The 12,307-nt window shown below is 66.0% G+C and carries 9 protein-coding genes; all 9 read right to left on the bottom strand.

Features of this window, described 5'->3' with window-relative positions:
• Nucleotides 1-48: 48 nt before the first annotated feature.
• The 9 genes from ACTHQS_RS17220 to ACTHQS_RS17180 all read right to left on the bottom strand — a co-directional run bounded on the left by ACTHQS_RS17220 (nucleotide 49) and on the right by ACTHQS_RS17180 (nucleotide 12,256).
• A complete protein-coding gene (locus tag ACTHQS_RS17220) occupies nucleotides 49-1,350 on the bottom strand; it encodes a M18 family aminopeptidase (RefSeq protein ID WP_440171354.1) in 1,302 nt (433 codons plus the stop codon).
• Nucleotides 1,351-1,372: 22 nt separating this feature from the next.
• Nucleotides 1,373-2,779, bottom strand: coding sequence for an amino acid permease (locus ACTHQS_RS17215; RefSeq protein WP_440171353.1), 1,407 nt, complete (start codon nucleotides 2,777-2,779; stop codon nucleotides 1,373-1,375).
• 264 nt (nucleotides 2,780-3,043) lie between these two features.
• A complete protein-coding gene (locus ACTHQS_RS17210) occupies nucleotides 3,044-3,937 on the bottom strand; it encodes an ABC transporter permease (protein WP_440171351.1) in 894 nt (297 codons plus the stop codon).
• Complete coding sequence (locus ACTHQS_RS17205; RefSeq protein WP_440171349.1) at nucleotides 3,934-4,860, bottom strand: ABC transporter ATP-binding protein; 927 nt, start codon at nucleotides 4,858-4,860, stop codon at nucleotides 3,934-3,936. Before ACTHQS_RS17205 ends, ACTHQS_RS17210 begins: the two co-directional genes overlap by 4 nt.
• Nucleotides 4,861-5,006: 146 nt before the next feature.
• Nucleotides 5,007-6,503 (bottom strand): bifunctional phosphatase PAP2/diacylglycerol kinase family protein, encoded by a 1,497-nt coding sequence (locus ACTHQS_RS17200; protein ID WP_440171347.1) that lies wholly within the window; start codon nucleotides 6,501-6,503, stop codon nucleotides 5,007-5,009.
• Nucleotides 6,504-6,525: 22 nt separating this feature from the next.
• Nucleotides 6,526-7,740, bottom strand: coding sequence for an MFS transporter (locus ACTHQS_RS17195; RefSeq protein ID WP_440171345.1), 1,215 nt, complete (start codon nucleotides 7,738-7,740; stop codon nucleotides 6,526-6,528).
• Nucleotides 7,737-8,510 (bottom strand): DeoR/GlpR family DNA-binding transcription regulator, encoded by a 774-nt coding sequence (locus ACTHQS_RS17190; RefSeq protein WP_440171343.1) that lies wholly within the window; start codon nucleotides 8,508-8,510, stop codon nucleotides 7,737-7,739. Before ACTHQS_RS17190 ends, ACTHQS_RS17195 begins: the two co-directional genes overlap by 4 nt.
• Nucleotides 8,511-8,559: 49 nt before the next feature.
• Nucleotides 8,560-10,242, bottom strand: a complete 1,683-nt coding sequence (locus ACTHQS_RS17185) for an ABC-F family ATP-binding cassette domain-containing protein (protein WP_440171341.1) — start codon at nucleotides 10,240-10,242, stop codon at nucleotides 8,560-8,562.
• Between the two features lie 25 nt (nucleotides 10,243-10,267).
• Nucleotides 10,268-12,256, bottom strand: a complete 1,989-nt coding sequence (locus ACTHQS_RS17180; RefSeq protein ID WP_440171339.1) for a penicillin-binding transpeptidase domain-containing protein — start codon at nucleotides 12,254-12,256, stop codon at nucleotides 10,268-10,270.
• Between the last annotated feature and the right edge of the window lie 51 nt (nucleotides 12,257-12,307).

The raw sequence follows: 12,307 nt of genomic DNA, 5'->3' as shown, positions 1-12,307 counted from the left end.
GTGGGTCCCCACATCAACTGTGCGGGGGTACCTATCGCAGGAAAGGAACTACGCCGCAGTCCCGAAAAACAGCTCCGTAACGGCAGCCAGGCGAAGGGGATCCTCCACACCGCACAGCTCGCGGGCGGAGTGCATGGACAGCAGCGGCACGCCCACGTCGACGGTCCGGATCCCGAGCCGGGTGGCGGTGAGCGGACCGATGGTGGAACCGCAGGGCATCACGTTGTTGGAAACGAATTCCTGGTACGGTACCCCGGCTTCACCGCAGAGCCGCGCCCAGAACGCCGCACCGCAGGCATCCGTGGCGTAGCGCTGGTTTGCATTGATCTTCAGCAGCGGGCCGCCGTTCAGCACGGGGTGGTTGGCGGGATCATGCCGCTCGGGGTAGTTCGGATGCACTGCGTGGCCGGCGTCGGCAGAGAGACAGAAGGACGCCGCCAGGGCCTGGCGCCGCTGGCTCACCGTTGCACCCAGGCCGTCGGAGATGCGCACCAGGATGTCTTCCAGGATGGGTCCGCACGCACCGGAACGGGAGTTGGACCCGATTTCCTCGTGGTCGAAGGCAGCGAGCACCGCAATGGGACCGCCGGCGCCTGCGGAACCGGCGTGGTCAATCAGTGCCGCCAGGCCGGCGTGCGTGGCCGAAAGGTTGTCCAGCCGCCCGGATGCGAAGAACTCCCCCTTACCCCCGAAAACTGCCGGTATCTGCGTGTCCGCAATGACGACGTCGTACCCGCCGATCTGCCCCGGATCGACGGAAGCGCCGGCAACCGAAGCGGCCAGGACGCCCAGCAGGTCCGAGTCCGTGGGATTCCCCAGGCCCCAGACGGGGTTCATGTGCCGCTGCTTGTCCAGGGTGAGACCCTCGTTCACCGCCCGGTCCAGGTGGATGGCCAGCTGGGGGAAGCGCAGCAGCGGTCCGGTGGCCGCGAGGTGCTGCGTGCCATCGAGCATCACCAGCCGGCCCGCGAGCCGAAGTTCGCGGTCCAGCCAGGAATTCAGCAGCGGTCCACCGTAAATTTCCACCCCGGCCTGCAGCCAGCCGTGGGCACCCGTGGTGGGTTTGGGCTTGAGTTTGAACGACGGCGAATCGGTGTGCGCGCCGAGGATGTTGAACCCCGTGGCCGGTCCCGCCCCTTCCGGGACCACCCACGCGACCAGCGCCCCGTCGCGGATCACGAAAAATGATCCGGCACCGCCCTCCCAGGGCTGCAGTTCATCCAGGCGGATGAATCCGGCTTCCTCGAGCCGCCGGCCACCCTCATGCGCAGCATGGAAGCTCGACGGCGATGCGCTCACATACGCGCCAAGGTCCTGGACGTGGTCTGCGGCAGAGGAAGGCAAAGGCATGGTCCCGAGTCTAGTGCCGCGCCTACTCAGCCGGTGCCGGGGCAGCCTCCGCTGCAACGGCGGGCTGGCCAGCGCCCTCTGCACCCTTTCGGCGGTAACGGAGCACGCCCACTGCCACAACCACGGCGGCCAATGCCAACGACAGCAGCAGGGATTCCCGCGTGGATTCCACGATCACCATGCCAATGAGCAGGGCCACGATGCTGATTATCGCTGCCCAGGTGAGGTACGGGAACAGCCACATCTTCAGCTGCAGGTCCTTGGCTGCGGCACCCATCCGCCGGCGGAGGACCAGCTGCGAGGCCGAGATGACCAGCCACACGAACAGGGCAATGGCGCCGGAGGTGTTTACCAGGAAGAGGAATACGGTGTCCGGTGCAATGTAGTTCAGGCCCACGGTGACGAAACCGACCACCGTGGAGGCAAGGACAGCAGCAGCGGGAACGCCGCGGCGGGAGATGCGGGTCCACGAGCGGGGGGCGTCACCACGGGTGGAAAGTGAGAACAGCATGCGGCTGGCGGTGTAGAGGCCGGAGTTCAGGCACGAGAGGACCGAGGTCAGCACCACGACGTCCATGATGGTTCCTGCGCCGGGGATGCCGAACAGTTCGATGACCGCCACATACGGGCTCTTGGCCACGGAGGCGGAGTTCCACGGAAGCAGCGTGACAACAACGGCGATGGAGCCAATGTAGAAGACCAGGATGCGCCACACGGTCGACTTCACGGCCTTCTTCACGGCATCAACGGGGTTTTCGGATTCGCCTGCTGCGATGGTGGCGATCTCGGCACCGAAGAAGGAGAAGACCACCACAAGGATGCCGGCCAGGACAGCACCCGGGCCGTTGGGCATGAATCCGCCGTTGTTGATCAGGTTGCTCAGTCCGGGAGCGGGAACCCCGGGGACGAGGCCCAGGATGGCGGCGGCGCCGAAGAGCAGGAAGAGGACGATTGCCGCCACCTTGATGGAGGCGAACCAGAATTCGAACTCGCCGTAGGACTTCACGGAGCCGAGGTTGGTCAGCGTCAGCAGCACCATGAGGACCAAGGCCCAAACCCACTGGTCAATGCCCGGCACCCACCGGTGCATGATGGCGGCGCCGGCGGTGGCCTCGATGCCCAGGACGATGATCCAGAACCACGCGTAGAGCCAGCCGATGCTGAACCCGGCCCAGCGCCCCAGCGCCTTGTCTGCATAGGTGGAGAAGGAGCCTGTCTCAGGGTTTGCTGCAGCCATCTCGCCGAGCATGCGCATCACCAGGATGACCACCAGCCCGGCGGCCGCGTACGCCACGAGGATGCCCGGGCCGGCCTGCTGGATGGCTGCCCCCGAGCCGACGAAGAGGCCTGCACCGATGACGCCGGCGATGGCGATCATGGACAGGTGCCTGGGTTTCAGGGACTTTGAAAGTTGCTGGTCAGCATGCATGGAAGCGCCGTCCTGTTGGGAAATAGCATGGGTTGAGCGACGTACCTTGGTGGACCCCGGCGGACCGTGTGATGCACCACATCGTTGTTTCACCCTAGATCCGCCATTATGCGCCCTGCTTTGTGCAGTCCAACAGATCTGATTCCCGCCAACAGGACGGCACTCCAAGCGGAAACACCAAGGAGCAATAAAAGTTGCCTTTCAGGCATATTTGTAATGTGCCCGAAACCACGCGCCCGGCGGGGTGGCGGAAAGAGGAGGGGGCTACACGTCCCGGCGTTTCAACAGGACGGCGGCGAGCAGGACGGGAATGACCACCCAGGCACCCAGGACCATTCCGGCCTGCCATGCCTCCAAGGTATCCGGGACGTGCTGGGCCGCCGTCAGCGGTTCCACGGTGTTGCCTGGCAGGTACTTACGCGCCTCCTTGAAGAAGTCCCCTGGGATGAGCTGGAACGCGATGGGGGCCACAAAGAAGATGCCCACCAGGCTCATAATGCCGCCGGCTGAATTCCTGATCAGCGTACCCAGGGCCATGCCGATGGCGGCCACGGCTGCCACATAGACGCTGTTGACCAGGAGGAGCTTCACGGACTGCGAACTGCCCAGGTCCAGCTTGAGGCCATAGTTGTCCAGGATGGGCACTGCCACCAGTCCCGCCACCCAGGTGGAGACGGCGGTAACCACGAAGGATGTCCCCATCACCACCACCAGTTTGGCAGCGAAGGCCGGGAGGCGCCGGGGTACCGCTGCAAAGGTGGACCGCGCCATTCCGGTGGTGAATTCCGAGCTCATCAGCAGTACGCCAAGGGACCCCAGGATCAGCTGGGCGAAGGCGATCCCTGACGTGGGCACGCTGACGGCAAGGTCTCCGCCCTGGGATGCCATCCGGGCCGCAGCCTGCGGGTCCCGGTTGGCCGCATCGGCGAACTGGCCCGTGCCCCATGCAGACAACGCGCCAAAGCCGACCATGACCACAGCGGTGGAGGCGAGCAGGATCAACGTGGAGAGAAGGCTCCGGAACTTAATGACCTCAGAGTTGAGGACCCGGATAAAGGTGGGGCCGGGAAGGGACCGTCCGGTGTTGCGGGAGCCCGGCACGGCGGGGGAGGGTACCGGCTCGCGCGGAGGCATGGATTCGGTGGTCGTGGTGCTCATGAGTGACTTACCTCCGCAGCGGGCAGTGAGTGGTATTCGACGTCGTCCTTGGTCAGCTCCATATATGCCTCCTCGAGGCTGGCAACCAGGGGCGTAAGTTCATACACCATGACCTGGTTTTCCAAGGCGGTGGCTGCGATGGCCCTTGGTTCGAGGCCTGCTACTTCGAGCAGCTCCCGTTCCGGAACCTCGACGGACGCACCCCGTACGGCAAGCAGCTGATGGAGGCGGTCGGGTTGGTCGGTGCGGACACGGACCCGGGACTGGCCCTTGCCGGTAATGATGTCCCGGATGGGGGCATCCGCAATGACCCGGCCGCGGCCAATGACGATCAGATGATCTGCCGTTTGTGCCATCTCGCTCATGAGGTGGCTGGAGAGGAATACGGTGCGCCCCTGCCCGGCGAGGTACCGGACCAGATTCCGCACCCAGACCACGCCCTCAGGGTCCAGGCCGTTGACGGGTTCGTCGAGGATGAGGGTCTGCGGATCCCCCAGCAGGGCGGCAGCGATACCCAGGCGCTGGCCCATCCCCAGGGAGAACCCGCCGGCCTTCTTCCGCGCCACCGCTTCCAGTCCGGTCATCTCGATCACCTCATGCACCCGGGCTTTGGGGATGCTGTGGGTGGCTGCCATGGCCAGCAGGTGGTTGTAGGCGCTGCGGCTAGTGTGTACGGCCTTGGCATCAAGCAGGGCACCCACCTCCCGCAGCGGTGCCTTGTGCTGAGCGTAGGGCAGGCCGTTTACCCTGGCGGACCCCGACGTCGGCCGGTCCAGCCCCATGATCATGCGCATGGTGGTGGATTTTCCTGCCCCGTTGGGTCCCAGGAAGCCGGTGACTTGCCCTGCCCTGACGGTGAAACTGACACCGGCCACGGCGGTTTTGGCGCCATAGACCTTTGTCAGCCCGTTTACCTCGATCATGAATCATCCTTTGAACGGCAGCGGACGGCTGCAGACGCTGCGGGTGCGGATACCTTCCCCACGGTACCGAGGCCGCCGCCGCTTTTCGCCGCTTTCAGGGATGATTCAGGGGAGAATCAGGGTAGCCATCCACTCTGCCGGCAGCGCTACCGGCGGGGCGAGTAGTACCTCAGCGCCCTGGGCCGCACCGCGTAGGCCACTTTGCGCACGCCGGCCAGCGCTTCTCCGTCCACTGCCAGCGCCATGGGCGCCCCGCCGGCGTCGATCCCCACTTCCCTGGCTTCCCGCAGGTGCGTGATCCTGGAACTTGCCACAGTCCCCGTCAGTACGGACCACAGCAGCCGGAGCCGGGCGAACGATTCGTCAGCGGTAATCAGCCGGACGTCCAGAACCCCGTCATCCATCACGGGCCGAATCAAGGGCGCATGGTCCCGCGGATAGAAGCGGCCCCGCCCCAGGTACGCGATCCACACTTTGTGCCGGACGCCGTCCACGGTGAGCGTGATGGGGGTGCCGGCAGCGAAGGTCCGGAACATGGCCACAACGCCGGCCAACGGCTTCCCGAGTGCCGGCCGAAGGTGCTCCCGGCGCCGCACAAAATTCGGGTAAAGACCCACGCTGGAAGTGTTCAGCATGACCAGCTCCGACACCTCCGGGTTTCCGGCCAGTCCGCGCTCCGCGGTGACCACGCCGAGGTCCGCCAGGGCGGCTTCACCCTTGCTGGCGGCCTCCACCGCGTCCTTCAGGCTGCCCGTGCCGGCATCCCGCGCAAAGTGGTTCAGGGTCCCGCCTGGCAGGACCAGCAGGGGAATGGAGCGTTCGACGGCGGCAGCGGCCGCCGCGCCCACCGTCCCGTCACCGCCCCACACACCCAGGGCCAGGGTGCCTGGAAAGTCGGCAGTGGCGGCGATGCGCTGCACCAGGTCTTCGTCAGGCTGCACGGTATTTATATGCGCCTTTGGAAATACTTCCTGCAGCGCTGACGCGGTTTCCTCCTTGAAGGAACCACCCAAGGTGTTCACTACGATGCTGAGTCCCTCACCGTCCGGCAGCACAGGGGCGTTGGTCCACGCGCGCGATATCTGCGGGATGGGCGGCCGGACAGGCCACCAGTGACGGGTCACCAAGGCAGCGCCGGCACCCAGCGCCGACCCGAACAGGACATCCGAAGGCCAATGCGCGCCGGTGTGAACCCTTGAATAGGCCACACCCAGGGCGGCCGGGGCCAGGGCGGCGCCCAAAGCCGGGCGGACCAGGCCTGCCCCCACCGCGAACGCCACAGCTGACGCCGAGTGCCCCGACGGCATGGAGGAACTCTTGGGCTGCGGATGCACGAAACGGAAAACGGGCAGATGCTCGGGCAACGGGCGTGTCCGGGGGAGCAGGGTCTTGAACACCACGTTGGTGACGGCGGATGCCACGCCCTGGGCGATCAGGCCATGCAGCGCAGCCCTCCGCGTTTTTCCCGGGAAGAGCGCCATGACCGCTGCCGCTCCCATCCACAGCTTGCCTTGGTTGGCAGAGGCAGACAGGCGGCGGAAAAAGACGTCGTGATTGCCTCCGGGCAGGCTGGATACATGTCTTAAAAGGTATCTATCGAGGCTGCTGATCCACGTCCGGCCCCGTGGCCTGGTGCTTTGCATCTGATCACCCTAACCCCATCAGCTACTCCCGCTCGGCAGGCTCCTGCCCCACGGGCAGCGGCCTGGCCGCGCCGGCAAGGAGCAGCGCCACCAGGATCGGCGCCATGATTGCCAGCAGTGCGGTGTGGATGCCGGTGAGGTCCCCGAGGTAGCCGAGCAAAGGCGGGCCTGCCAGGAATGATATATACCCCAAAGTGGATACGACGGACACGCGGGCCGCGGAGTGCTTGGGGTCGTCGGAGGCCGCGGACATGCCCATCGGGAAGGCCAGGGCGGCACCCACTCCCCAGAGGGCCGCACCGATTCCGGCCCCCCAGATGTTGGATGCCAGCACGAACAGGCCCAGTCCTGCGGCGGCGGCTGCCATGCTGGCCCGAAGTACCGCCACCCGTCCGTACTTGTCGATGACCCGGCCGCCAAGGAACCGCATCGCGGTCATTGCCAGGACGAACAAGGCAAACATGAGGGCGCCGGTTGATTCGGAGGTGCCAAGCCCGTCCACGGAGGCCTTGGCTATCCAGTCGTTGCCGGCCCCTTCGGTCAGGGTGGCGCCCAGTACCACCACACCGATGAGCAGGGTCCGGCTGTCCCGCCACGCCGACGGTCCCTTAGCCGGTTTCGGCTCCCCTTCCAGGGGGGCAGTCGATATATGCGGAAGGAAGTAACGCGGCACGGTCAGTGCCACCAGCACCACCACGGCTGCGATCACCAGGAGATGCAGCGGCAGGTCCACGCCCAGGGTTGACAGACCCGCCCCCACGAGGGCGCCTACGAAAGCCCCGCCGCTGAAGGCCGCGTGGAACTGGGGCATGACGGTCCGGCGGAGCTTATGCTCCACGTCGGCCCCTTCGATGTTTTGTGCCACATCCCAGAGGCCAATACCAATGCCGAAGAAGAACAGGGACACCGCGGTCCCGGGAATGGACGTGGCCAGGAGTGACACGGCAATGCCCACTCCCGCGGCCGCCGCGAGGAGCCCGGCAAAGCGCACGGTGTTGGCCGTTCCTATCCTGCCCACCACCAGGCCGGCGGTGGGCAGCGCGAGCAGGGAGCCCACAGCCGTGCAGAGAAGCAGCGTGCCCATTTGGCCGGAGGTGATCTGCAGCGTCTGGGTGACTGAGGGGATCCTGGCGGCCCAACTGGCAAAAACAAGTCCGTTGATTCCGAAAACCACGAAGGTGGCCACGGCGGCGGCCTTCAATCCTGCCTGCTGTTCCGTACCGGTATTGGTGCTCATACGCTCACTACTTCCACTGAGTATTTTTCGAGTTCGGCTTTGTCCTGTGCGCTGAATTTTCGGTCCGTGACGATGACGTCCACCCGGGCCAGGGCGGCAACGACCACACGGGCATGGGCCTGCCACTTCGCGGCTGAGGCGGCCACCACCACACGTCCTGCTGATTCCAGGCCGGCTGTCTTGACTGCTGCATCTTCAAGATCGTGGGCAAGGAGGCCATCCTTGAAGTCCACGGCACAGGGCGTGAGCACTGCGGTATCAAAGCGCAGCGACCTGATATTGGACTCGGCCAAGGGTCCGCGGAAACAGAGTTCGCCGGGTACCACGCTGCCCCCGGGCAACAGCAGCGCCGGGCGTGAGCCCTCGGCACCGTCCCCTTCAGCCGCCGCGTTGAGGGCCTGGAGCGACATGGGCATCAGCGTCAGCTCCCTGCCTGCCACGGCCCGCGCCACCGCGGTGGCGGTGCTTCCGCTGTCGAGCCAGACGTGTTCGCGGTCGGCCAGGAGGCCGGCGACGGCAGCCGCAATCCGCTTCTTGCCGTCCCGTTCCTCCAGCTCCCGCTGTCCGTACCCAGGGTTTTGCCCCTGCCCTATCAAACTCCTGGCCCCGCCGTGGACCCTTCGAAGCACACCGTGGCCGGCGAGTACCTCCAGGTCGCGGCGGATGGTGGCACCGGAAGCGCCGCACGCCTGCATCAGCTCTTCGACGCTCACCTCTGGCCGGTGCCGCAGGACGTCGGCAATGGTCCGGTGCCGCTCATCCGTCTTCATGATCAAATGCTATCAACTCTTGATCATTTGATCACGGAGGATGGACACCTCAGCGAATACGCTCTACCCGTTGTTCGTCCCACACCGGTTCCGCCGACTCGTACACTTTTCCGTCCGAGCCGAACACCAGGAACCGGTCGAAGGTCCGGGCGAACCAGCGGTCGTGGGTGACCGCGAGGACCGTCCCCTCGAAGTGGTCGATGGCGCGCTCCAGGGCTTCGGCTGAATGCAGGTCCAGGTTGTCCGTGGGCTCGTCCAGCAGGAGCAGGGTGGCACCGCTGAGCTGCAGGAGCAGGATCTGGAACCGTGCCTGCTGGCCACCGGAGAGGGACTCGTACTTCTGCTCCGACTGGCCCGCAAGGCCGTAGCCATCAAGGGCGCCTGCTGCGGCCTCGCGGCCCAGCCCAGACCTGTGCTCGTCGCCGCGGTGCAGGATTTCCAGCAGGGTCTTGCCCAGCAGATCGGGGCGGACATGGGTCTGCGCGAAGAAGCCGGGCCTGATCCGCGCCCCGAGCTTCACGGTCCCTTCGTGCGGGACCTCCGCTATTTCGACGTCAGAGACCGGCAGGTGTTCGCGTTCGGGGTCGGTGCCGCCGGTGGCGAGCAGCCGGAGGAAGTGGGACTTGCCGGACCCGTTGGATCCGAGCACGCCGACGCGGTCACCAAACCACACCTCGGTGGAAAACGGCTTCATCAGCCCGGTGAGCTCCAGTCGTTCCGCCACGATGGCGCGCTTGGCGGTCCGGCCGCCCTTGAGCCGCATCTGGACATTCTGCTCAATGGGCAGCGCCTCGGGTGGCCCAACTTCAAGGAACTTTGCCAGCCGGGTCTGGGCGGCGTGGTACCGGTTGGCCATATCGGAGCGGAACGCGGCCTTGTTCTTGTACATGTTGACGAGTTCCTTGAGCTTGATGTGCTCCTCGTCCCAGCGCTTGCGCAGTTCTTCGAAGCGCGCGTTCCGGTCCGCGCGGGCCTCGACATAGGAGCCGAAGCCACCGCCGTGGATCCATGCCGCGGCTCCGTTGATTCCGGGCTCCAGGGTGACAATCCGGCCGGCAGCGTTGTTCAGCAGCTCACGGTCGTGGCTGATGAAGAAGACCGTCTTCTTTGAGTCATTCAGTTTTTCCTCCAGCCAGCGCTTGCCGGGGACGTCCAGGTAGTTGTCCGGCTCGTCCAGGAGCAGGAGGTCGTCCGGGCCGGCGAACAGTGCCTCCAGCACCAGGCGCTTTTGCTCGCCGCCGGAAAGGGTCGACGCCGGGCGGTGCTGCGCGCGGTCAAAAGGGAGTCCCAGCGCGGCCATGCAGACCTCGTCCCAGACAGTTTCGACGTCGTAGCCACCGGCATCGCCCCAGTCCACGATCGCCTGGGCATACCGCATCTGGGTGGACTCGTCGTCGTGCTCCAGCATGGCCGTCTCGGCTTCATCCACCTCGCGGGCGGCTGCCGCGAGGGCCGGGGGAGCAGCGGACACCAGGAGGTCCCGGACGGTGGAACCGTCCCGTACCTGGCCCACGAACTGGCGCATGATGCCCATGTTTCCGGAGCGCCCAATGACGCCTTCATCCGGAACCAGGTCCCCGGCGATGATCCGGAAGAGGGTTGTCTTGCCCGTTCCGTTGGGCCCGATCAGGGCGGTCTTGGTGCCGTCCGGAACCTTGAAGGTCACCCCGTTCAGGAGCTGGGTGCCGTCGGAGAGGAAGTAGTCAATGCCGGAAACGTCAATATGGGCCACGCCGTCAATCTTCCCACGCCCGTCCTTAGCCCGCGGCGGTGAGGAACTGCTTCAGGAGGGGGCCTGACGTGGTGGCGCCCAGGCCGCCGTCCTCGACGAACACGGCCACGGCCAGGTCTCCGTGGACGGCCACGATCCAGGCGTGGGTCTTGGGCGGATTTTCGGTGCCGAACTCGGCCGTTCCGGTCTTGGCGCCCACCGGAGCACCGGGGACGCTGGAAAGGAAGCCTGCATGCCCGGAGGTGACCACGGCGCGCATCATGTCGGCCAGCGCTGCCGCCTCCGCTGCGGTGATGGGCTTGTCCGACGCCGTGGAGGGCGCCTCAGCGGTGGCCGTCGCCGATGCTTCGGCTGCTGGAGCGGTGGAGCCTGCTGTGGTCCCGACGGCGGGAGCACCGTCGTCGGGATTCAGGACCAGCTGCGCCGAGACCGGGGCGCCCTTGGCCACCGATCCGGCCATGATCGCAGCGGCCAGGGGCGACAGCAGCACCTTGCCCTGCCCGATCATGGAAGCGGCGTGTTCCGTGCCCTGGGCCTGGCCGGGAACGGACCCCAGGAAGGCTTCCGCACCAAGTTTGGGCGCCTCGACCGCCACCCCCATGGACGTGGCGGCGGCTTCAAGCTGGCCCTGTGAAACCGCGTCGCGCTGTGAGATGAAGGCGGTGTTGCAGGAGTGCGCAAAGGCGTCCCGCAGTGTGACTGCGCCCAGCGAGGTTTCGGGGTAGCCTTCGGAGTTCTTGAAGGTCCGTCCGTCCACTGTGAGCGTCGGGGTGCACTGGACGGTGGAGTCCGGAGTCATTCCGTTGCGGAACATCGCCAGGGAATCCACCATCTTGAAGATGGAGCCGGGGGCGTACTGCCCCAGCATGGCCGTGTTGTAGCCGTTGCTGCCCGGCCCCGAGGCTGCGGCCAGCACGGCACCGGTGGAGGGACGGAGGGCCACGATCGCTGATGCCGGACCCACTTTTTCCAACGTGGTTTCGGCCAGCGACTGCAGCCGGGGATCGAGCGTGGTCTTCAGCGGCGTCCCTGGCTTGGGCGCCACCTGGAAAAGGACGCGCCGTGGATCCGTTCCCGCGGACTGGATCTGTTCGCGGGTCAGGTCTGCCCGCTGCGCGCGGATCACGACGGCGTCTGATCCGCGAAGCTGTTCGTCATACTGCTGCTGGAGCCCGCCGATGCCCGTGACATCACCGGGGAGCAGGGCGCCGTTTGATGCCTCAATCTGCTCCGCGGAGGCTTCACCCACCGAGCCAAGGACCGCGCGGGCAAACGTCCTGCTCGGGGCCAGGGGGATCGATGCCGGAATCCCGCGGGCGCCGGGAATGGCCTGGATCTGCTCATCGGAGATAGTGCGGCCTTCTTCACGCAGCGTGATCGCTGGAACGAAGGCCTGCGCGCCGGCCGCTTTGACCTGCTGCACATAGGCGGCCGGGTCCACCCCTACCAGTGCCGCCAGCTTGCCTGCGGACTCGGCAGGGTCTGCGGCACCCAGCTGGGGCTTGTCGATACCCACATTGACCACGGGACGGTAGGTCACCAGCGGGACGTCACCGGCACCAAGGATGTCAGCGCGCTGGGGGGACTGGGATCCCTTGGTCACGATCTCGCTGTCCGCGAGGCCGGGGGCCAGGATAGCCGGGTCCCAGACGGTGAGCCACTTGTCACCGGACTTCTTGAAGTTCGCCGAAATGGTGTATTTCCACTCGGCATCGCCGAACTTCCAGGTGTAGTTCAAGGGTGCGGAGGCTTTGTCCCCGTCCAGCGTGAGTGCGCCGGACTGGACCGCGGGCTTTTGCGGATCCAGGGCGGCGAAAACCTGGTGCAGCTGGTCGTTGGCCGCTGCGGCGTCCTTGCCTTCGAAAGCCACAGACCCTACGTCCAGCGCCGAGACCGCGCCGGCCAATTGTTGGGCCGCGGCTTCCGCCCCGGATTTTCCGTCATCGCAGGCCACCAGCGAGGTACCAAGGATGAGCCCAGCTATGGCAAGCGAAAGTTTTGTTGATTTCCCCATGGCGCCATTATCCCCCGGGCCGTCCTGCTGCGGCGCCACCCCGGGGGTGTA

Origin of the sequence: Arthrobacter sp. SAFR-044 (assembly GCF_051965175.1) — a bacterium.
Classification (GTDB): domain Bacteria; phylum Actinomycetota; class Actinomycetes; order Actinomycetales; family Micrococcaceae; genus Arthrobacter.
Note: the sequence above shows the minus strand (reverse complement) of the source record. Positions and strands in the feature narration are given on the sequence as shown.